This window comes from Azoarcus sp. KH32C (genome assembly GCF_000349945.1).
Taxonomy (GTDB): Bacteria; Pseudomonadota; Gammaproteobacteria; order Burkholderiales; family Rhodocyclaceae; genus Aromatoleum.
In genome coordinates this window covers 268,297-287,842 of sequence record NC_020548.1, presented here as the reverse complement: position 1 = coordinate 287,842, position 19,546 = coordinate 268,297, and the positions used below count along the sequence as shown (strand labels likewise).

The following is a 19,546-nucleotide window of genomic DNA, read 5'->3' as shown; positions in this document are numbered from 1 at the left end:
GATCCGGCAGGCGGACCGCCCGCCCAGCCGGCCTCAGACAACGGTTGCGTCGAGCAACAATTCGCGCAGGCGCGCGAGGTCGGTCCGTTCCAACAGGTGAATCGGATAAGCCGCCTCCGACGCCAACGCCGGAAACCGCCGATCGACGATACCCTCGGCCGACAGCGCAGGCCATTCGTCCGGGGCGGGCGTCGTCGCCGGAATCGGGCAGGACTTCACGAGGATCACGCGCTCCGCGTTGAGGCGGTTGGCGAGCCACAGCGCGAGGCTGTCGGAGGTGACGTCCCAGGTCGTCAGTTCGTCGGCTTCGCGGCGCAGCAACTGCAGCGGCATCCATAGCGCGACCCGACCGCTATGTACGGTTTTCTCCAGTTCCAGCTCGTCGGCCGCGATGACGAGGTCGGGGCACAGGCCCTGCAGCATGAAGGCGAACTGGCCCATGCCGAGGACGGCCATGTTGTGGGCGACGACGTCGTCGAGGTGCCATTCGGCCTGCGCGTGCCGGACGCCGTCAGCGTAGTCACCGCCGCCCGGCACGATGACGACGCGGCCGCCGCCGAGGTCATTGAGGTGTTCGAGCCAATCGACCAGCAAGGGATCCTTGGCCAGGCTGCCGCCGATCTTGATTACCCACATGTCGGACTCCAACGGTCGAGGAGGAGGGCGACGGCGACGCTCGGTGCGCAGGTGTCGGCCCATCGATGGATGGCGTCGGCGGCCGAGGGGTTCAGGCCGGCGACGGAATGGAAGGGGACGAATTCGTGGCTGCTGTGATGCGCGAGTTCGCGGGCGAGGAACATGCCGCAGCCGGCGCCGATGATCGGTGCGCTTGCCGGTAAGCCGGCCTGTGCGGCGACGCGCGCGAGATTGGTAGCGATTTCGTAGAGCATCGCGGCGCGCCAGCGTCCGGCGAGTTCGATCCAGTCCAGCACATCGGCGTCGCGGGCGTCCATGCCGATCATGCGCGCGATGCGGCGGCAGCTCGCCGCGCAGCTCTTGTCGCCGCCGTCGGCGGCGGGATGCTGGTCGTGCTCGGGGTCGAGCTCGCCGGTCAGGCGGAACACGTCGGCGGTCGTCGCGAAGTACTCGTTCATGACGTTGTAGCGGCTGCCGGCGAAGGACATCTGGCGTGCCAGCGCGCACAGCGGGGTGCGCACTACGCCGACATAGACGAGCTCGCCGCTCGCGAGCCGCTCGGCGTCGCTGCGACCGCACGGGGCGGGCGAGCCGCCGCGGATCGGGATCAGGTCGGTCGTGGTGCTGCCGATGTCGACGAGCAGGGCGGTGGGATAGCGGGCGGCGACCTGGAACGCGGTCGCGAGCCAGTTGGCCGACGCGACATCGCGCCAGCGTGCCGGCCCTTCCTCCGCGCTCGCCCAGTCGGCCCGGCCGGCGAAGAAGCAGGTCGCCTCGCCGAGTCGTTCGGCGACCCGTCGGACGAGGGCGCCCACGCCGGCCTCGCGGTCGGGGAAGAGGTCGGTCATCTCGGCGGTCATCGTGACCGCGTGTCGAGCCTCGCCGAGATCGGGCCAGCGTTCGGTTGCCGCGTCGATTGCCGCGTCGAGGTGCGCGAGCCCTTGCCACAGCGGCGCGGCCCATTGCGCGACGTCGCGCACGCGGCCGTCGACGAGCAGGCTCGCCTTGACGTGGGCGCCGCCGATGTCCCAGCCGACCACCGGCGAGCGATGCGGGCGGGGGTTAGTGGAGGCCATGCTGCAGAGCCTCCGTGGCGCGGGCGTTGAGGATCTCGCCGGCGAGGTTGCGGCCGAGCGCCGCCGACAGCCCGACATAGGCACAGGTGACTCTCGGGTTGATCTCGATCACGACCGGCGTTGCATCCTCGGACAGTGACCGGGCCGGCCAGACGACGTCGACGCCGACGTAGCCCGCGAGGCCCGGCAGCGCGGCGGCGATCTGCTGCCCGAGCGCGGCGAGCCGCCCGCCGGCGGATCCGTGGATCGGCGCGACGCCGATGTCGACGCCCTGATAGACGACAGCCGAGCCCGGCGACGAGACAATGCGCTGGCGGTTGATCGCGAGGAGTTCGGCGCGGCCACTACGGCATAGCAGCGACAGGCTCAGCGGGATGCCCTCGGTCCAGGCTTCGAGCGTGCTCGGAGCGCCGCGATCGAGCCGTGCCAGGAGGTCGTCGCGCGCTGCGGCGAAGTCTGCATAGCGTTGCGCATCGACGCTGCCCGCGCCGTCGTCGGGCTTGACAATCCAGCCGGTGCCGGCCGCAGGTTCGGGTTCGCCCGGGCGCCACGCCGCCGGCACGGCTATGCCGGCCGCGGCGAGACGGTCGCGCGTCGCGGATTTCGAGGCCGCTACGCGGATCGCGGGGGTCGTGCAGCCGACCCAGCGCTCGGCCCCGACGCAGGCGGATAGTTGCGCGAGCAGGTCGTCGCACTCCGGCGCGACGACCCAGACGCGGTCGTGGCCGGGGGCCTCGCGGGCGAGGAAATCGGCCGCGGCCTGCCCGCCGTCTCCCGCGTCGAGGCAGCGGACGCCCGCGAGCGCGGCGGGCAAGGGCGCATACGGGCTTGCGACGCAGGTGAGCGCGACGTCGTCGAGCCGCTGCAGGTCGGCGGCCAGCGCGTCACGCATCGCCCGTCCCTGCGCGAGCAGGCCGGGGTCCGGCCACCCGCCCTCGGGCGACGCGAAGCCCCCGCCGCTGATACATTCGTATACCAACACTTTTTTCTTTCCGTTCATGCAAGTCGTTCCTGTCATCGATCTGCTCGCCGGTGAGGTCGTGCGCGCCGTCCGCGGCGAACGCAGCACCTACCGTCCGATCCGTTCTGCGCTCTGCGCGGGCAGCGAGCCGCTCGTCGTGGCCCGTGCACTGCTCGACTACACCGGCTCCGACATCCTCTACATCGCCGACCTCGACGCGCTGACCGGCGGCGTGCCGCAGGCCGGCGTCGTGGCCGCCTTGCTCGCGGCGCTGCCCGCCACCACCATCTGGCTCGACGGCGGCTTCCGCGACGCGTCGGCCTTCGCCGCCCTCGTCCGGCAGTTCGGCGCCGACGCCGCACGCGTCGCGCCGGTGTTCGCCAGCGAATCGCTCGCCTCGCCGCAGGCCGCCCGCGATGCGCTTGCGAGCCTGCCCGGCGCCATCCTTTCGCTCGACCGGCGCGGCGACCAGGTCCTCGACCCGGCCGGCTGCTGGTCCGACGCGTCGCTCTGGCCCGGGCGCGTCATCGTCATGACGCTCGAGCGCGTCGGTGCCTTCGCCGGCCCGGACCTCGAGCTCCTCGCGTCGATCCGCCGCCGTGCGCCGGGCGCGATGCTGGTCGGTGCCGGTGGCATTCGCGACGCCGCGGATCTCGACGCTGCCGCGGCGGCCGGCGCCGATGCCTGGCTCGTCGCGTCGGCACTGCACGACCGCCGGCTCGTTCCCAATCCCTGAAACACAATCCATGCCAAGAGCCCGCTCCCCGCGGGGCTTGCGGATGGCGCCCGTGACACTGCGCTACCGCCACCGACTGTGTGCCATCGGGACCACTGTGTAACGGGACATTCTGTAATCGTCCCCGTGCGCGCTTGCGCCGTTGGGGGCCGTCGGGCCTCGAGGAACGCGACGCGACCTCCGTTTTCCCATCTGCGACAGGCTCGGCGCCGCGGGATTCGTGTGTGCATCGCACCATGGCACGTCGCTTGCGTCCGACATCGGCGGGACAGAAACAAAGGCTGTTCCGCCCTCCCGACTTCCCGCCCGTTCGACGGGGTCTCCAGGGACGGCGACTTGGCATCGATTGTGGTAGGCCGGTCCCGCAGGACGAGATCCGGCAACGAAACGTTCGAAAAAAGACGAGGAGACATTTCAATGGATATGGCCTTCAAGCATCGAGTGATCGCCGGGGTCGTTCTCGCATGGGCGGGCTTTGCGCACGCCGACGCGCAACTGGACCGCGCCATGCAGGACCCGGGTAACTGGGCCGCGCAGGCGGGCGACAACTACAACCAGCGCTATAGCGCGCTCAAGCAGATCAACGCCGGCAACGTCGGCAAGATGCAGGCGGCGTGGACCTTCTCGACCGGCGTGCTGCGCGGCCACGAAGGCTCGCCGCTCGTCGTCGGCGACGTCATGTACATCCACACCCCCTTCCCCAACAACGTCTTTGCGATGGACCTGAAGACGCAGGAGATCCTGTGGAAGTACGAGCCGAAGCAGGATTCGGCGGTGGTCGCGCAGATGTGCTGCGATACGGTCAACCGCGGCGTGGCGTACGGTGATGGGAAGATCTTCCTGCAGCGTGCCGACAGCGTGCTCGACGCGCTCGATGCGAAGACCGGCAAGGTCGTCTGGTCGGTCAAGAACGGCGATCCGAAGCTCGGTGCCGTCAACACCAACGCCCCGCATGTCTTCGGCGATAAGGTCATCACCGGCATCTCCGGCGGCGAGTGGGGCGTGCGCGGCCACCTGACCGCGTATGACATCAAGACCGGGAAGGTCGCATGGCGGGGCTACAGCACGGGCCCGGACGAAGAGATGCTGATGGATCCGGACAAGACCGTGACCTGGACCGACGGCAAGCTCGCGCCGGTCGGCAAGGACTCGTCGCTGAAGACCTGGAAGGGCGACCAGTGGAAGACCGGCGGTGGCACGACCTGGGGCTGGTACAGCTACGACAAGGAGCTCAACCTCGTCTATTACGGCACCGGCAACCCCAGCACCTGGAACCCTTCGCAGCGGCCCGGCGACAACAAGTGGTCGATGAGCATCTGGGCGCGTGACCTCGACACCGGCAAGGTGAAGTGGGTCTACCAGATGACGCCGCACGACGAGTGGGACTTCGACGGCATCAACGAGATGATCCTCGCGGACATCGACGTCAAGGGCAAGAAGACCAAGGCCCTGGTGCACTTCGACCGCAACGGCTTCGGCTACACGCTCGATCGCACGACCGGTGCGCTGCTCGTCGCCGAGAAGTACGATCCGGCGGTCAATTGGGCGACCCACGTCGACATGAAGACCGGCCGTCCGGAGGTGGTGGCGAAGTACAGCACGCAGCAGAACGGTCCGGACGTCAATACCAAGGGTGTCTGCCCGGCGGCACTCGGCTCGAAAGACCAGCAGCCGGCGGCCTTCAGTCCTAAGACCGGCCTCTTCTACGTGCCGACCAACCACGTGTGCATGGACTACGAGCCGTTCGAGGTCGAATACACCGCGGGCCAGCCGTATGTCGGTGCGACGCTCGCGATGTACCCGGCACCGAAGAGCCATGGCGGCATGGGCAACTTCATCGCGTGGGACGCCGGCAAGGGCAAGATCGCCTGGTCGAAGCCCGAGAAGTTCTCGGTGTGGAGCGGCGCGCTGACGACTGCCGGTGACGTGATCTTCTACGGCACGCTCGAAGGCTACCTGAAGGCGGTGCGCCTGTCGGATGGCAAGGAGCTGTGGAAGTTCAAGACGCCGTCCGGCATCATCGGCAACGTCTTCACCTACATGCATCAGGGCAAGCAGTACGTCGGCGTCTATTCGGGCATCGGGGGTTGGGCCGGCATCGGCATGGCCGCGGGTCTCGAGAAGGACAACGACGGCCTCGGCGCAGTCGGCGGCTATCGCGACCTGCAGAAGCACACCGCGCTCGGCGGTTCGCTGACGGTGTTCGCGCTGCCTGATTGAGGCGGTTTCACTAGGCAAACCAGACGCCCGTCTGCCCCGCGGATGCGGGGCAGGCAGGGCGCAAACACTTCGACACCGGAGGAGACAGTCGATGAAACCCGCAATTTTTTGTTCCTTGGCGGTATTGATGGCGAGCGTAGCGGTGCCTGCGACGGCGCTGAGCGAAGGCCCGCTGTATACGGTCGTCGAAGGCTACAAGGTCGACGCGAACACGATGCAGGGCTTCCGTACCTGGCGCTCGGCGGCGTGCGACCGCTGCCATGGTCCGAATCAGGAAGGCCTCGTCGGTCCGTCGCTGATCGAGCGTTTGAAGGTGCTGACGCCCGAGGAATTCAAGACGACCGTACTCGGCGGGCGCATGGCCAAGGGCATGCCGAGCTTCGGCGAAAATGCGAAGGTGTCCGAGCACATCGACCAGCTCTACGCCTACCTGAAGGGGCGGTCGGACGGTGCGATCACCCGCGCGAAAGTCATCGAAATCGAGCAGTAGCATCATGACGCGCTCACCGTCATCCCGGTCGTGGCTGCGCGCCAGCCTGTGCCTGCTCCTCGCGTTTGCGCTCGGTGGTGCGGCGATGCCGGCCTCCGCCGAAGATGCCCCGTCGCGCAAGGCCTTCCGCGTCTGCAAGGATCCGAACAACCCCCCGTTCACCGATGCCCGCGGCGAGGGCTTCGAGGACAAGATCGCCGCACTCTTCGCCGCCAAGCTCGGCCTGCCGGTCGAGACCTACACCTTCCCGCAACGGCTGGGCTTCGTGCGCAACACGCTGCGCTACAAGCTCCCGGGCAAGGACTATCCCTGTGACATCGTCATGGGCGTGCCGGCCGACTTCGGCCAGCTGCTGCCGACCAAACCCTATTACCGTTCGACCTACGTGCTGGTGATCGCGCCCGGCAAGGGGCTCGACGGTGTGCGCAGCGAAGAGGATTTCCTCGCGCTGCCGCCGGACAAGCTCGCTGGCCTCAAGATCGCCGTGTTCGACCGCTCGCCCGGCTCCGCGTGGCTCGCGCGTCACAACCTGGTCGATTCCGGCGTTCCGTACAAGACGATGAACCCGAATCCGGACGAGGTTCCCGGCGAACTCATCGCGCGTGACCTCGCGAGCGGCGCGATCGACGTCGCCGTGATGTGGGGTCCGATCGGCAGCTACACGGTGCGCCAGGCGAAGGACATTGCGCTGCGCGTGGTGCCGCTCGCATCCGAGCCGGGCGTCAAGTTCGACTACGAGATGGCGATGGGCGTGCGCTTCGGCGAAAAGGCGTGGAAGCAGCAGATCGAAACGCTGATCGAAGAGAATCAGGCCGAGATCGCGAACATCCTGAAGCAGTACGGGGTGCCGCTGATCACGCAGCCGGTGGTGTTGCCGCTTGCCTCGCCCGAGCTCGTGCGGCAGGCGGCGGTGTCGCGGTGACCGAACGATGATGCGACGCCTGCTGTGGCCGATCCCGCTGCTCGCTGCGCTGGTCGCGGCGGCACCGGTAACCGCGGCCGACACTGCGCCGATCTCCGAGGCCGAGCGGAGGGTGTTCGAGGACGCGCATCTCGACAACCTGCCGGCCACGGCGAGCCTGCATTACCGCTACCGCCGCACTGAGGCCGGCCAGCCGGAGGTCGATGACGAGGTAGTCCTCAACGCGCGCCGCGACAAGGGCCAAGGGCGTGTCGTGCAGGTCGACTACCTGCACGGCGAACGGCATCTCGCGCTGCCCGATGTCGAGCACCCGTCCAGCAATCCGCTGATCCTGTACTTCCTCGAGGCCGATGTACGGGACATGCACCGACGGCTCGGCGGGCAGGAGAACTACTTCCGCCGCCGCATCCGGCTTGCGCTCGCCGAAGGCGCGCAAGTATCGAACGTCGTCGTCAGCTACGCCGGCAAGACGCTGCCCGCGACGCGCGTGGAGATCCGCCCGTATGCCGCCGACGCGGAGCAGGAGCGCCTGCGGGGAATGGGGGGCAAGACCTATCGTTTCACGCTGTCGCCACAAGTGCCCGGCGGCGTGTACGAACTGAGCACGCAGGTCGCCGCGGCGGCCGGCGGCCAGCCGCTGATCGAAGAAGTCGTGACGCTTCGCAGCGAAGCCGGCGGCAAGGGTGGTGATGAAGGGCCGCGGCAGGCACCGGGCTACATGACGGAGGGAAAATAGCGATGATCAAGAAACTGCTTTGCGCACTCGCCTGCGGCCTGGTGCCCTGGGCGCCGGCGGCCGTCGCCGCGAACGACTTCCCGACCCTCGACCGCGTCGAGTACGTGCTCGGCTGCGCGCGCGACGCCCATGGGCCGGCGCAGGAGAACATCTACAAGTGCACCTGCATGATCGACACGATCGCGCAGCGCATCTCCTATGATCAGTACGTGGCGTATTCGACCTCGGCCAACGCGCTGAGCATCGGCGGCGAGCGTGGCGAGACGATGCGCGCATACGGTGCCGGCAAGGAAATGGCGTCCAAGTTTCGCGCGCTCCAGGCGGACGCGCGCAAGGCGTGCCTGATGAGCTGAGGCGCGGCGCCTTCCCGGCGGCGCGACACCTCGCGGCGTGGGCCTGCGCCGCCCTCGCCGCGCTCGCGCCGGCCAAGGGCGGCGCCGTCACGCCGTTCGAGCTCGTCGAGGCCGCGCCCGGCCTCTTCGTGCATGTCGGCCGTCACGAGGAGACGTCGCGCGCGAACGGCGGCGATATCGCGAACGTTGGCTTCATCGTCGGCGAGCGATGCGTCGCGGTCATCGACACCGGCGGGAGTCTGCCGGTCGGCCAGGCGCTCGCCGCCGCGGTCCGCCGGACGACCGACCGCCCGGTGTGCTACGTCATCAACACGCACATGCACCCGGATCACGTCTTCGGCAACGCCGCGTTCGCCGACGGCGCCGCCCGCTTCGTGGGCGCCGCACGCCTGCCGGAAGCCCTTGCCGCACGAGCCGCGCACTATGAGGCGGCACTCGTCGCTGCGCTCGGCGACGCCGCGGCCGGCAGCCGTATTGTCGCGCCGGACCTGCTCGTGGAGGATCACTTGCGGCTCGATCTCGGGGGCCGCACGCTGCTCCTGCAGCGCTGGCCGACCGCGCACACGGATAACGACCTGACGGTGTTCGACGAGGCGAGCGGAACCTTGTGGCTCGGCGATCTGCTGTTCGACGAGCGCATCCCGTCCGTCGACGGCAGCATCAACGGCTGGCTTGAGGTCGGCGCGCGGCTGCGCGAGCTGCCGGCGTCGCGAGTCATTCCCGGGCATGGCCGTGTTACGCCACCCTGGCCGGCCTCGCTCGATGCGCAATCGCGCTATCTCGGGCAGGTCGTGACCCGCGTCCGCGAGGCGATCGCGGCCGGGAAGACGCTCGGCGAAACCGTCGACGCCGCCGACCCGACCGATGCCGAGGGCTGGGCGCTCGCGGAGACCTACCATCGGCGCAATCTCACCGCCGCGTATGCGGAGCTCGAATGGGAGTAGCGACGATGCTCGGCCCCTTGCTGTGGATCCTCCTGTCCTTTGCTGCCGGCAGCGGATCGGCGTATGCGGCGCCCGACGACGCCGAAGCGAATGCCGTCTGGCAACGGCTGCGCCCGGCGCTCTTCGGAGCGCGGCCGATCGCCGCGGCGGACGAGGGTACGCTCGTGCTCGAGGCGCCGGCCCGCGCCGAGGACGCGGCGATCGTGCCGCTCTCCGTGCGCAGCCGCCTCGACCAGACGAGCGCGCGGCGCGTGAAGACGGTATGGCTCGTCATCGACGGCAATCCGTCGCCGCTTGCGGCGACCCTGCACTTTGCGCCCGCGAGCGGGCGCGCCGATGTCGAGACGCGCGTGCGCGTCGAACAGTACGGGTATGTGCGCGCGATCGCCGAACTCGAAGACGGTTCGCTGCACATGGCGACGCGTTTCGTGAAGGCGTCGGGCGGATGCTCGGCGCCCGCCGGCAAGGATCCCGTCGCCGCCGCCGCGAACCTCGGGCGCATCAGGCTGAAGGTCGACGACGCGGGCGAACCGCGGCGTGCGCAGCTGATGATCAGCCACCCGAACACGTCGGGACTCGCGATGGACCAGATCACGCGGCTCTATCCGAAGGCGCATTTCGTGCGACAGGTGACGGTGCGCTACCGCGGCCAGCCGGTGCTCGAAGCCGACGTCGACTTCTCGATCAGCGAAAACCCGAGTTTCCGCTTCCTGTTCAGCAGCGAGGGCGGCGGCAACGGCGAACTCGCGGCCGAGGTCGTGGATACCGAAGGCCGGACATTCGAGAGCCGCGTCCCGGTCGCTCCCCGCCGCGACGGAGTCTGAGTGCGCGCGGCCGCGCTCGGCGGGCTGCTGCTTGCCGTCGCTGTGCTGGTGTCCGCCGCAAGCGCCCACGCCGCGGAGTTTATCGCGCTCGCGCCCGGCGCCTTCGTACTGCCCGGCCCGTCGCTCGCCGCGGCCGCTCCGCCCGACGCGGATACGGGAAACGTCGGCCTGCTCGTCGGCCAGGATGCGGCGCTGCTCGTCGACACCGGCGCCTCGGCCCGACAGGGCCATGAAACCCTCGCCGCGGCGCGCCGCGCGACGGACCGGCCCCTACGGCTCGCGCTGATCTCCCACGGCCTGCCGGAATTTCTGTTCGGTGCCAACTCGCTGCAGGATGCCGGCATCCCGGTCGTCGCCCACGCCCGTACGGCGGAGCTCATCGCACAACGCTGCGCGATCTGTCTGCAGCACTTCGTCGAGGCCCACGGCGCCGACGCGATGGCCGGCTCGTGGGTGCCGCGGCCGGACCCGCTCGCTCCCGGGGACCGCTCGATCGATCTCGGTGGCCGCAGCGTCGAACTCCTCGACTTCGGCTGGGCGAGCACGCCTGGAGACGTCGCGGTGCTCGACCGCGCGAACGGCATCCTGTTCGCAGGCGGCCTCGTCATCATCGGCCGGGTGCCCCTCGTGCGCGACGCCGACGTCACCGCATGGATCGCCGCGCTCGACCGCATCGCGGCACTGCCGATACACCGGGTCGTCCCCGGCCACGGGCCGGTCGTTGCCGTCGAGGCCGCGACGGCGCTACGCGCCTACCTTGTCGAGCTCGATACCGAAGTGCGGCGACGATATGCGGCCGGCGCGAGCCTATCGGAGGCGGTGGAGGGCGTCGCGATGCCGGCGTACGCGACATGGGCCGGCTACCCGCAGGTCCATCGGCAGAACGTGCATTACCGGTATCTGGCGCTCGAACGCGCGGAATTCGATGCGGCGGCGCGAACCGTGCGCCCGTAGGCGAGGGCGGAACGGAAAAAAGGCCGCAATTGCGGCCTTTGTCTTATTGCTGCGACTGCGCTGCGCTCGTCAGCAATTCGCCGCTCTGCCGGAGTCGCAGTTCGGCGAGCACCGGCGAGTCGTCCTGTACCTTCCGCGTGAACTTCCAGCCGGCGGGGGTGTTGACGAAGGCGAATCCCGTCGGCGCATCGATATAGACGTCGAACGATCCCGGACGGGACTTCGCGACGGCCTCGATCGAGGTCAGGTGCTTGCCGTAAGGCGCGGTATCTTCGGCCGGCTCGGCCAATGCGCCGAAGCTGACGGCCAACAGCACAGCCGTGCCGAGTGCGATTGCGGGTTTCAGTTTCATGGTGGGCTCCTTTCAGGTCATAAAAGGTTGGCCGGGGTTGCGGCGTGCCGTTGTGCAGCACACTTGTTATCCGCGGAATCAATCTTGAACCCGCACATATTACGCGGAAATGCTGCAGTGCAGCAAGATAAGCGTGTTTATGGGCGCATAAGATCCCGTCCACAACCTATGCCGACAGGCGAACGCCGCCGACCGCAGACTTCAGCCGGCCAAGCCCTGGATGCACGCTTGCAGGGCGTCGATCTGCAGGGGCTTGTGTTGAATGACAACGCCGCGACCGGCCATGCTGCGGATCAGATTCGGATCGGTATCGCCGGTGATGAGAACCGCCGGAAGATCCTCGCCGAACTTGGCCCTGACGCGGGTAATCACGTCGAATCCCGTCTCCCCGTTCGACAGCCGGTAATCCGAGATCAAGACGTCGGGCGACCAGCAGTCGAACCGGGCGAGAAGCGAGCGGCAATCTGCAGCCGACACGACTAGGTGGCCGGTCGCCTGCAATGCGAGTTCGAGCGCCTGGCGAACTTGTTCGTTGTTTTCCACCAGGGCGATGCGAAGCGAGCGGCGGCCGGGTTGCGGCAGGGGGCCTTGGCTCGCCTGGATCCCGAGCGGCGCTTCGATCGCGAACATCGACCCCCGGCCGGGCGTTGATCGCACACGGACGCCGAGGCCAAGCAGCTTTGCCGACTTGTCGACGATCGCGAGGCCCAGCCCGCTGCCGCGGGTTCGCGCCTCGTCGAGCTGCTTGAACTCCTCGAAGATCTCCTTCGTCTTGTCCTCGGGAATCCCGATTCCGGTATCCCACACCTCGACCCAGAGTTTCCCCTGCCGCCGCCGACAGCCGATCAGCACGGTACCGCGTTCGGTGTAACGGATCGCGTTCGATACCAGATTGGCGAGCATTCGCCGGAACATGACCGCGTCGGTGCGGACTGTCACACCGGATTTGACGCAGCGCAGGCGCAAACCTTTCACCTGCGCATCGGGCGCGTGGACGGACTGAAGATTGCTCAGGACATCGGAGATGGGAAAATCGACGATGCTCGGCGTGACGACGCCCGCGTCGAGCTTGGACAGATCGAGCAGGTCGGTCAGCAGTTCGTTCAGGCTGCCGACGCATTCCTTCAGATTGGCCAGCAGCGGCCGGTCGGCGGCAGAGCTCTTGGCCCGAAGGACATCGATGTAGAGGTTCACGGCCGAAAGCGGCTGCCGCAGGTCATGACTGGCGGCGGCCAGGAAACGGGACTTGCTGTTGTTCGCCCGTTCGGCATCGATTCTTGCAGCCTCCGCCGCCTTCGTCGCCGCCGCAAGATCGGCGGTCCGTTTTTCGACGAGCATTTCCAGGTGCCGTCGGTGCTGCTCGAGTTCCACTTTGACCTGAGCCAACTGCTGACGCTGCTGCGCCAGATCAAGCATCGCCTGGTGCGTGCGCAGCGCGGCATAGACCGAGACAAAGATCTTGTCGGCGGTCAGTTCCGACTTGAGGCGATAGCCGTCGATCTGGTAGTCGGTAATCACCGCGCGTTGGGGCGCATAGCCGGGCTGACCGGTGACGAGCACGATCTGCATCCAGCGGTTGGAAAGTTCCTGACGGATGTGGCGCACGAGGTCGAGACCGGCGTGCTCTGTTTCCATCACGACGTCGAGCAGGACGAGCGCGATGTCTGGATGTTCGTCCAGTCGGGCCCTGGCTTCGATGCCGGATCGGGCCTCCAGCAAATGAAGTGTGCGTCCATCGAAGACGATGTCCTGCATCGCGAGGCGCAATACTGCCCGAATCGCCGGCTCGTCATCGACCAGCAGCACCTTCCATGGCGGCGGGGAGAGGGCTTCGGTCTGGAGCAACTCGGGAGCGAACAGGTCAGCGAAGTTGTAGCGGGCGCTCATTGGGGAATCTCGATGACGAAGTGAGCACCGTAACCACGTTGGCTGTCGCACTGAATGTTGCCGCCCATGCGATGCGTGACCAGGTTGTATACGAGGTGCATGCCGAGCCCCATGCCGTGCTGGAGATCGGTGGTAAAGAAGGGATCAAAAATGCGCGCGCGAGTCGTGGCGTCCATGCCACAGCCATCGTCGCGGTAATCCACCCGCAGTCGTTTTGCATCGCTGACGATGCGCGTGGCGATGCTGCCCTGGGCTCGATCCTTGAAGCCATGCTTGAGGGAGTTGACGATCAGGTTTACGAAGATGCTGCCCCAATCGCTGGCGACGCCTTCGATTTCAAGCGCCGGATCGCAGTCGATCTGCACCGGGATGCCGGCTGCGAGCAGCTGGTCGCCGAGGCTGCGAATCACGTCGTCGATGCAATCCCGCAGGCGAAACCGCGCCTTGTCCGAGGTCTTGCCATCGACGGCCACCTGGCGGAAGGCATCGATGAGGTTGCCGATCCGCTCCAGGTTCTGGCACAACAGTTCGGTGCCGGCTTGGGTTGTCTCGAAGTAGTGGGTCAGTTCGGACTGCGTCATGCTGCGGGCGTCGAAGCGCTCGGCGAGGCGACGCGAGCGTTCACGCAGCATGCTGGCGGCGGCCAGCCCGACACCGAGTGGGGTGTTGATCTCATGGGCGACGCCGGCAATGAGTACGCCGAGCGCGGCCATCTTCTCCGACTCGATCAGACGCTTCCTATTGCGCGCATTGTCGATCACCAGCCCGCAGACGCCGGTGAGCGCCAGTGCCATATTGAGGTAGTGCTCGCTCGACTGCGACGAGGCGATCTCCTCAAGGGCGATGATGCCCAACGTATCCTCGCCGCTGGCGATGCGCAGGAGGAAGCCCCGGCCGTCCGGACTCCGGGCGTGATCACCACGCAGGGCCCGCATCGCATCCAGCAGAGGAGCAGGGATCTGCCCCTCCGACACGGGCACGTCGTTCACCACGCGCAGGTAATAGAGCGAGCCCGGGGCGAAGAGAATGCGGAAGAGATCCTCGATGGCCGTGATGGCTTCCGATTCAATTTGCGTCCTCGCCAGTCGCACCAGGATGTCCATGGCGGCGAGGTGATCCGCCAGTTCCCTGACATGGCGCTGTGCGTATTCCCGGCGGGCCTGCTGCTCTTGCGCCAGCCGCCATTCGAGCACCGGCCGGGCGAGTTTCAGCCTCAGGGTCTCGAGTCCGATGGTGACGCGCCGTACCGGCAACTGCACCGTCGCCTGCAACGCGGCCAACTGGGCGTCGGTGTCCGCGTTCTTGTGTGAACTCCGTCCGGTGTCGAGCAGTACCATCTCGCTGGCGGATTCACGGAAGAAATCGGCAAGCTCGACCGAATTGTAGGGATCGAAGCCCAGTTCCCGGATGTGGCTGCGCCAGTCGGCGAGCCAGGACGGCGTCATCAGGTAGCCGCCGCCGCCGATGGTTTCATCCACCAGGGTTTCCCCGGCGACCCAGTGGAAGCATTGCTTCGCCGAGAGGAGTCGGACCTTCGGGAAGTCGGAGGGCGGGACGCCCAGCCCACGCAGGCAGGCGCGACCGAGGACAGCGACCTGCGTGCACCCATTCGGCAGGAGCGGGCGCAACTCGTCCCAATTCACGGGCGGCCGCCCGCAACGGGCTGGAAAGGGCGCAGTCACCACGTCATCCCAGTCCTCCTCCGCTACGCCAGCGGCGACCTCTGAGTGGAAGGTGTGGCAGCAGAAAAGACAGAGCTTGCCGGCCATGCGATATCCGCCCTTACGGGCTGTCGGTCCATTCCTCGACCCAGTCGAGCGGATAGCGTCCCCAGCGCTCGACGGCATCGCCGATGGCGAGCAGCACCTCTTCCGGCACCTGCCATGGCACCTCGCCGTGGTTCTCGCCGAGCAGGAAGCCGCCGCCACGCCCGGCGCTCGCAATCGCGCGCTTCACTGCGAGTTCGGCCTGCGCCGGCGTCCAGCGCCGCATCTCGACGGTATTCAGGTTGCCGAGCAGGCTGACACGCTTGCCGGCGGCCGCTTTGAGTTCGGCCAGGTTTTCCAGCCCACTGACGCCGACGATCGCAGTCCCCGTCTGGGCGATGTCGCCGATGATCGGCAGGCAGCGTCCCGAGGCCATGTGCGTCGCGGTCGGCCCTTTGATCTGGGCAATCGCCTGCTTGGCGACGCGCTGGCCGGTCTTGAGATACAGCTCGCGCGGGAGGTTGGTCGTCGAGGACACGGGGTCGAAATAGCAGATCGCGGTCGCGCCCGCCGCCAGTTGGGCATTGGCCCAGGCGACGGAGAAGGCGATGTTGGCTTCCATCAGCTTTTCGAAGCGCGCCGGGTCTTCATAGATCAGCTCGAAGTACTTGTCGAAGCCCATCTGCATCACCGGCAGCGAGAACGGCGAGATTGCGACGCCGATGATCGGGACCGTGTCGCCGACCGCCGCCTTGAGGCCGCGCAGGGTGGCCAGCACCCGCTGCAGGCCCGGCGCAGCAGCGACATCGGGCACCTGGAGCGCATCGATATCCTCGCGCCTCCCGATGACCGGCCGCCCGTTCTGCGGCGGGCCGTCGGGCAGGTAGATCGTGCTGCCGCCCCACGCCTCCATTTCGATCGAGGCGTGATAGAAGCCATAGAGACAGTCGGCGCGATATTTCCGCCGGAGACGCAACTGGCCCTCGATGACGTGCTCGGCCCGACTGAAGTATTCCTCGATCGTCATGCCGAGTTCCTTCGCGCCATGAAGCGTGGTGAGAAGGAAAAGCGGTACGCGGTCGGGTTCCTGCTGGCCCAGGGCGGTCAGCGTGCGCTGCATGGAATTCATTGCATCTCTCCCATCCAGCGGTCAACGATGGCGACGGCATCGGCGGCGCTATGGCCCATGGCATCGGCGCCCACCTCCTGCCACAACTGGTCGTCGAACAGAAAGGGCGCGCCGCCCACTAGGATCTTGATGTCGGGGACGGCCGTCTTCAATCTGGCGCACACTTCCTTGATCTTGAGCGCGGAAGGCAGGATGAGGACCGAAATCAGCAACACGCGGATCTTGTCAGCCGACACGCGCTCGACCAGTCGATCAACATCCAGGCGGCCGTAGTCGAACAACTCGTGGCCGCTGGCGCGCATCACCGAATAGACGATGCGCTTGCCGAGCATGTGATTGTCATTGAGTACGACGATGGCCGAGCGCAGCGGGTTCTTGCGGTCTGGGTCGGTGGGCGGCAGCACGCGCTCGACGAGTTCCACGCAGGTGCGTCCGCTCATGTACACCTGCGAGAGGGCGATGCCTCCTTCGTGCCAGTCCCGGCCAATCAGTTCCAGCGCAGGCACCACCAACTGCTCGACCGCGGCCAGCGGGGAATGGGAGGCCAAGGCTTGCTGGAAAAGCCTCTCGGCATGGTTCCGATCGAGTGTTACCAGTGCATCACGGAATCGCGTGATCAACTCATCCATCGCTTCCCATTAATTTCAGTGAAGTTGGGCTTCTCTTTTGCCCGCCAATCCTCCCGGGGCCTGCAGAGGAGTGCGGCATCGATGGATTTAGCGTGAATCGCCCCGAAATCCGTAGACGCCTCCGAGCGTCGTCACGGACGAGGCAAGAGGATCATACCGAATGCATCCGGAGGCTATGTTGATCTAAGGCAAAAGTCATAAACTGCCGCCCTCCATCAGTTCGTCACGCGGCCGATTAAAGGGGCCGGACCCGGATATTCACAGACCATGCGCGAGAGCATGATGCTCGGTCAGCAGATGGCCATGGGCGGTATCAACGGCCCGATGCACGATATGATGGACTGCGGCGAAATGATGGTGAAGCCCGGCGGCCACGAGGCCATGGTGGAACGTATGCAACAAATGGAGCGGCGCATGGACATGATGGAGCGGCAGTTGCGTACCATGAAGCAGCGCCTGCGGCAGTCACGGTGATGCCGGATTTTCCAGAAGGCGTAGCTGGCTTCGTTGAAGCCCTAGCCGACGCCCTCGATCTGCGCGAGCACGAAACCGGCCTGCATTCGCGGCGCGTGGCCTGCCACACCCTGGTCCTCGCGCGCCGCTTCACCGAGACCCCGGAAGAGTTGCGCCAGATCTACTGGGGCGCTCTGCTCCACGACATCGGCAAGATCGGCGTGCCCGACCATATCCTCCTCAAGGAAGGCCCGCTCGACGCGGCCGAGTGGGCGATGATGCGCCGCCACCCCGAGGACGGCTACCGCATCGTCAGCCGCTTGCCGGGCATGGAGACCGCTGCCGGGATTGTGCTGTCCCACGAGGAGCGCTTCGATGGCAAGGGCTATCCGTGCGGCCTGCGCGGCGAGGAGATTCCTTTCGGGGCGCGGCTTTTCGCGGTGATCGACACGCTCGACGCAATGACCTCGGACCGGTCCTATCGGCGAGGGCTGAGCTTCGAGACGGCACGGGAAGAAATCCTGCGTTCGGCCGGCAAGCAGTTCGATCCGGTTGCGACCGAGGCATTCGCGGCCGAGGAAGCCGTGCTGCGGCGCATGGTGGAGAGCAAATGCATGGAGGCTCGGCTCGGCCCGTCCGATCCGTAAAAGGATTCGGCCCCTTGCGGGGCCGAATCGTTGTGCGTCTCAGGCGAAGACTCAACCGCCCCGGTAGATCTGGTAGAGCGCTTGAGCGCGCGAGATTTCGTTACCCTTCATCTCGATTTTTGTGCCGTCGCGCGCATCTATTTGCCCTCGGCGAGCTTCTTCAGGTTGTCCAGGCCGGCCTTGTAGATGCCCGTCACGGCCGCGATTGCGGCGTCGTCGTTGCGCTCCGGGGCCGGGTTGTTGTTCGGGTCGCCGCGATAGAACCCGGCCTTCCATTCGACGACGGTCGTGTTGCCATCGCCGGGGCCGACGCTCAGCGTGGAGCTGTAGTTCGTGACCGGGACCGGGCCGGGGTCGGTCATCTTGTAGGCGAGGCGGTGCTCCTCGGCGGAGTAGCGGGTCAGTTCCTCGACGATCTTGCCACCGCCCTTCAGGTTCAGCGTGCGCACCGAGCCGATCTCGTTGCCGGCGGTCGTCTGCGAGGATTCGACGGCCGGATGCCAGGTCTGCAACGCGGCGAAGTCCTTGAGGCGGTCCCACACGGCTTCCGGAGGCGCCGCGATCGTGACGGTCTCGGCGACTTTCTGGCGCGTCGGGCCGTGGGCCCAGGCGGCGGTGACGGCGCACAGCAGCGTGGCGGCGATCAGTGTCTTGCGCATCATGGTGTCGCTCCAGGAGGGGAATAAAAAGAGCCCCCTGCCCGGAAAGGGATGGGCGGGCAGGGGGGGCGTAGCCGTTCCGCATTTGCGGGTTGGTCGCCGAGAGGGAGAGGGTGAGGATCGTGGCGAGCGAGCGGCGTCATCGCGCTGCCCCGCTGTGGCTTGTCGTGGCGAGGAAGGCGCCGAAGCCGCGCGGATTGCGGCCGACGGCGACTTCGCGGAGGCGCTGGCCGGAGCTGCTGTCGTGGATCGCGACGACGTCGTCCATCCAGCCGACGACCCACAGCCGGCCGGCGTCGAACGCGACGCCTTCGGGGTATTCGGCGGTCGCCCAGGTCGCGGCGACGCGGGGCGGTTGCACATCGAGGTCGATCACCGACACGCTCGCCGCCTGCTGGTTGGTCACGAAGGCGCGCCGGCCGGTGTCGTCGAACGCGACGCCGTAGGGTGCACGCCCGACCGCGAGGGTCGCGAGCGGGGTGTGCCGTTGGGCGTCGATGACGGTGACGTCGTCGCCATAGACGTTGAGCGCGAGGAGATGCCGGCCCGACGGGCTCGCGCCGAGCGCGAAGGGATGGCGGCCGGCCGGGATCGTCCGCGTGAGCGTGAGGGTGGCGGCGTCGATGACGCCGATGTCGTTGTCGTCGCGGTTGGCGACGAAGACCGTTGCGCCGTCGGGCGACAGGGCGATGCCGGCGGGCGAGCGGCCGACCGCGATGCTCGCGAGCGGCCGGTAGTCGTCGGTCGCGAACACGTGCAGCCGGTCCGTCTGCCACGCGGCGACATAGAGCCGGCTGCCATCGGGCGAGGCGGCGATGCCGAGCGGCACGCCGTCGATCGGCATCGTCGCGGCGACGCGGCGGGTGGCGAGGTCGATGACGCTGACCGTCGCGCTGTCCGGATTGCTGACGAAGGCCTTGCCGCTCGCGGTGCTGACCGCGATGCCGGCGGGCGAGCGTCCGACGGCGATCCGATCGACGACCGCGAGGCGTTCGCCGTCGATGACGCTGAGGTCGTGCGAGCCCTGGTTCGTGATGTAGGCGGTCGGCGCGGCACCCGCCGGCAGCGCGAACGCGGCCAGCGCGAGCACGGTACGGCGGGCGACCGTGCGGCGCGGGAGGGAGCTTGCGAGGTGGCGGACAGACGGCATGGTGGTGCGGATCGGGGGCCTGGTCGATAGGAGTAAATGGCCGCGGTGCGAAGTCGCGCTGAGCCGTTACCAGACCCCCTAT

At 67.3% G+C, this 19,546-nt stretch carries 21 protein-coding genes; 11 read left to right on the top strand and 10 right to left on the bottom strand.

Translation table 11 applies throughout. The annotated features are described in order from the left end of the window. Positions 1–33: 33 nt before the first annotated feature. From AZKH_RS24130 to AZKH_RS24120, 3 genes are read right to left on the bottom strand one after another with little or no spacing between them, the layout of a single operon-like run. On the bottom strand, positions 34–636 hold the full coding sequence (locus tag AZKH_RS24130) for an aspartate/glutamate/uridylate kinase (protein WP_015451920.1): 603 nt from the start codon (positions 634–636) through the stop codon (positions 34–36). Next, the gene (locus tag AZKH_RS24125; protein ID WP_015451919.1) at positions 627–1,712 is read right to left on the bottom strand and encodes a hydantoinase/oxoprolinase family protein; all 1,086 of its coding nucleotides are present in this window, start codon (positions 1,710–1,712) and stop codon (positions 627–629) included. The genes AZKH_RS24130 and AZKH_RS24125 overlap by 10 nt, the downstream gene beginning before the upstream one ends. Further along, the gene (locus tag AZKH_RS24120) at positions 1,699–2,712 is read right to left on the bottom strand and encodes an ATP-grasp domain-containing protein (protein WP_015451918.1); all 1,014 of its coding nucleotides are present in this window, start codon (positions 2,710–2,712) and stop codon (positions 1,699–1,701) included. Before AZKH_RS24120 ends, AZKH_RS24125 begins: the two co-directional genes overlap by 14 nt. On the opposite strand from AZKH_RS24120, the gene AZKH_RS24115 reads away from it, so the two are divergent. From AZKH_RS24115 to AZKH_RS24075, 9 genes are all read left to right on the top strand, one after another. After that, positions 2,711–3,409, top strand: coding sequence for a HisA/HisF-related TIM barrel protein (locus AZKH_RS24115; RefSeq protein ID WP_015451917.1), 699 nt, complete (start codon positions 2,711–2,713; stop codon positions 3,407–3,409). The two genes, AZKH_RS24120 and AZKH_RS24115, sit on opposite strands and share 2 nt — an antisense overlap. A 417-nt stretch (positions 3,410–3,826) precedes the next feature. Then, on the top strand, positions 3,827–5,629 hold the full coding sequence (locus AZKH_RS24110; protein ID WP_015451916.1) for a methanol/ethanol family PQQ-dependent dehydrogenase: 1,803 nt from the start codon (positions 3,827–3,829) through the stop codon (positions 5,627–5,629). Positions 5,630–5,720: 91 nt separating this feature from the next. Beyond that, positions 5,721–6,119, top strand: coding sequence for a cytochrome c (locus AZKH_RS24105; protein WP_041657901.1), 399 nt, complete (start codon positions 5,721–5,723; stop codon positions 6,117–6,119). Between the two features lie 4 nt (positions 6,120–6,123). Continuing rightward, positions 6,124–7,041, top strand: coding sequence for a quinoprotein dehydrogenase-associated putative ABC transporter substrate-binding protein (locus tag AZKH_RS24100; RefSeq protein WP_015451914.1), 918 nt, complete (start codon positions 6,124–6,126; stop codon positions 7,039–7,041). Positions 7,042–7,048: 7 nt separating this feature from the next. Beyond that, positions 7,049–7,777 (top strand): hypothetical protein, encoded by a 729-nt coding sequence (locus AZKH_RS24095; protein ID WP_051071806.1) that lies wholly within the window; start codon positions 7,049–7,051, stop codon positions 7,775–7,777. Positions 7,778–7,779: 2 nt separating this feature from the next. Then, positions 7,780–8,130, top strand: a complete 351-nt coding sequence (locus AZKH_RS24090) for a hypothetical protein (RefSeq protein WP_015451912.1) — start codon at positions 7,780–7,782, stop codon at positions 8,128–8,130. Beyond that, positions 8,115–9,074: a quinoprotein relay system zinc metallohydrolase 2 gene (locus tag AZKH_RS24085; protein WP_015451911.1), complete on the top strand. Its 960-nt coding sequence runs from the start codon at positions 8,115–8,117 to the stop codon at positions 9,072–9,074. The genes AZKH_RS24090 and AZKH_RS24085 overlap by 16 nt, the downstream gene beginning before the upstream one ends. Then, a complete protein-coding gene (locus tag AZKH_RS24080) occupies positions 9,065–9,898 on the top strand; it encodes a quinoprotein dehydrogenase-associated SoxYZ-like carrier (protein ID WP_041657900.1) in 834 nt (277 codons plus the stop codon). The genes AZKH_RS24085 and AZKH_RS24080 overlap by 10 nt, the downstream gene beginning before the upstream one ends. Continuing rightward, the gene (locus tag AZKH_RS24075) at positions 9,899–10,852 is read left to right on the top strand and encodes an MBL fold metallo-hydrolase (protein ID WP_015451909.1); all 954 of its coding nucleotides are present in this window, start codon (positions 9,899–9,901) and stop codon (positions 10,850–10,852) included. Between the two features lie 43 nt (positions 10,853–10,895). On the opposite strand, the gene AZKH_RS24070 is transcribed toward AZKH_RS24075, so the two are convergent. The 5 genes from AZKH_RS24070 to AZKH_RS24050 all read right to left on the bottom strand — a co-directional run bounded on the left by AZKH_RS24070 (position 10,896) and on the right by AZKH_RS24050 (position 16,555). Then, positions 10,896–11,204, bottom strand: coding sequence for a hypothetical protein (locus AZKH_RS24070; protein ID WP_015451908.1), 309 nt, complete (start codon positions 11,202–11,204; stop codon positions 10,896–10,898). Positions 11,205–11,405: 201 nt separating this feature from the next. Further along, positions 11,406–13,010: an ATP-binding protein gene (locus AZKH_RS24065; RefSeq protein WP_172642517.1), complete on the bottom strand. Its 1,605-nt coding sequence runs from the start codon at positions 13,008–13,010 to the stop codon at positions 11,406–11,408. Positions 13,011–13,087: 77 nt separating this feature from the next. Beyond that, complete coding sequence (locus AZKH_RS26485) at positions 13,088–14,860, bottom strand: sensor histidine kinase (RefSeq protein ID WP_015451906.1); 1,773 nt, start codon at positions 14,858–14,860, stop codon at positions 13,088–13,090. A gap of 13 nt (positions 14,861–14,873) precedes the next feature. Further along, entirely contained in the window at positions 14,874–15,926 is a 1,053-nt protein-coding gene (locus AZKH_RS24055; protein ID WP_015451905.1) for a uroporphyrinogen decarboxylase family protein, read from the bottom strand. After that, complete coding sequence (locus tag AZKH_RS24050; RefSeq protein ID WP_015451904.1) at positions 15,923–16,555, bottom strand: B12-binding domain-containing protein; 633 nt, start codon at positions 16,553–16,555, stop codon at positions 15,923–15,925. The genes AZKH_RS24055 and AZKH_RS24050 overlap by 4 nt, the downstream gene beginning before the upstream one ends. Before the next feature lie 267 nt (positions 16,556–16,822). Here AZKH_RS24050 and AZKH_RS24045 point away from each other — a divergent pair, with 267 nt between their 5' ends. After that, the gene (locus AZKH_RS24045) at positions 16,823–17,029 is read left to right on the top strand and encodes a hypothetical protein (RefSeq protein ID WP_015451903.1); all 207 of its coding nucleotides are present in this window, start codon (positions 16,823–16,825) and stop codon (positions 17,027–17,029) included. Next, positions 17,029–17,655 carry an HD-GYP domain-containing protein gene (locus AZKH_RS24040; RefSeq protein WP_015451902.1) on the top strand — a complete coding sequence of 209 codons (627 nt, stop codon included), beginning with the start codon at positions 17,029–17,031 and terminating at the stop codon, positions 17,653–17,655. The genes AZKH_RS24045 and AZKH_RS24040 overlap by 1 nt, the downstream gene beginning before the upstream one ends. Before the next feature lie 137 nt (positions 17,656–17,792). On the opposite strand, the gene AZKH_RS24035 is transcribed toward AZKH_RS24040, so the two are convergent. Together AZKH_RS24035 and AZKH_RS24030 are read right to left on the bottom strand one after the other, a co-directional pair. Further along, positions 17,793–18,314: an SRPBCC family protein gene (locus AZKH_RS24035; protein WP_015451901.1), complete on the bottom strand. Its 522-nt coding sequence runs from the start codon at positions 18,312–18,314 to the stop codon at positions 17,793–17,795. Positions 18,315–18,453: 139 nt separating this feature from the next. After that, complete coding sequence (locus AZKH_RS24030; protein WP_015451900.1) at positions 18,454–19,464, bottom strand: beta-propeller fold lactonase family protein; 1,011 nt, start codon at positions 19,462–19,464, stop codon at positions 18,454–18,456. Positions 19,465–19,546 lie beyond the last annotated feature (82 nt).

Excerpts from the sequence above, each read along its gene's own strand:
- AZKH_RS24130 (WP_015451920.1), bottom strand. The coding sequence starts at position 636 with ATGTGGGTAATCAAGATCGGCGGCAGCCTGGCCAAGGATCCCTTGCTG.
- AZKH_RS24125 (WP_015451919.1), bottom strand. The coding sequence starts at position 1,712 with ATGGCCTCCACTAACCCCCGCCCGCATCGCTCGCCGGTGGTCGGCTGG.
- AZKH_RS24115 (WP_015451917.1), top strand. The coding sequence starts at position 2,711 with ATGCAAGTCGTTCCTGTCATCGATCTGCTCGCCGGTGAGGTCGTGCGC.
- AZKH_RS24120 (WP_015451918.1), bottom strand. The coding sequence starts at position 2,712 with ATGAACGGAAAGAAAAAAGTGTTGGTATACGAATGTATCAGCGGCGGG.
- AZKH_RS24110 (WP_015451916.1), top strand. The coding sequence starts at position 3,827 with ATGGATATGGCCTTCAAGCATCGAGTGATCGCCGGGGTCGTTCTCGCA.
- AZKH_RS24105 (WP_041657901.1), top strand. The coding sequence starts at position 5,721 with ATGAAACCCGCAATTTTTTGTTCCTTGGCGGTATTGATGGCGAGCGTA.
- AZKH_RS24100 (WP_015451914.1), top strand. The coding sequence starts at position 6,124 with ATGACGCGCTCACCGTCATCCCGGTCGTGGCTGCGCGCCAGCCTGTGC.
- AZKH_RS24095 (WP_051071806.1), top strand. The coding sequence starts at position 7,049 with ATGATGCGACGCCTGCTGTGGCCGATCCCGCTGCTCGCTGCGCTGGTC.
- AZKH_RS24090 (WP_015451912.1), top strand. The coding sequence starts at position 7,780 with ATGATCAAGAAACTGCTTTGCGCACTCGCCTGCGGCCTGGTGCCCTGG.
- AZKH_RS24080 (WP_041657900.1), top strand. The coding sequence starts at position 9,065 with ATGGGAGTAGCGACGATGCTCGGCCCCTTGCTGTGGATCCTCCTGTCC.
- AZKH_RS24070 (WP_015451908.1), bottom strand. The coding sequence starts at position 11,204 with ATGAAACTGAAACCCGCAATCGCACTCGGCACGGCTGTGCTGTTGGCC.
- AZKH_RS26485 (WP_015451906.1), bottom strand. The coding sequence starts at position 14,860 with ATGGCCGGCAAGCTCTGTCTTTTCTGCTGCCACACCTTCCACTCAGAG.
- AZKH_RS24055 (WP_015451905.1), bottom strand. The coding sequence starts at position 15,926 with ATGAATTCCATGCAGCGCACGCTGACCGCCCTGGGCCAGCAGGAACCC.
- AZKH_RS24050 (WP_015451904.1), bottom strand. The coding sequence starts at position 16,555 with ATGGATGAGTTGATCACGCGATTCCGTGATGCACTGGTAACACTCGAT.
- AZKH_RS24045 (WP_015451903.1), top strand. The coding sequence starts at position 16,823 with ATGCGCGAGAGCATGATGCTCGGTCAGCAGATGGCCATGGGCGGTATC.
- AZKH_RS24040 (WP_015451902.1), top strand. The coding sequence starts at position 17,029 with ATGCCGGATTTTCCAGAAGGCGTAGCTGGCTTCGTTGAAGCCCTAGCC.
- AZKH_RS24035 (WP_015451901.1), bottom strand. The coding sequence starts at position 18,314 with ATGCGCAAGACACTGATCGCCGCCACGCTGCTGTGCGCCGTCACCGCC.
- AZKH_RS24030 (WP_015451900.1), bottom strand. The coding sequence starts at position 19,464 with ATGCCGTCTGTCCGCCACCTCGCAAGCTCCCTCCCGCGCCGCACGGTC.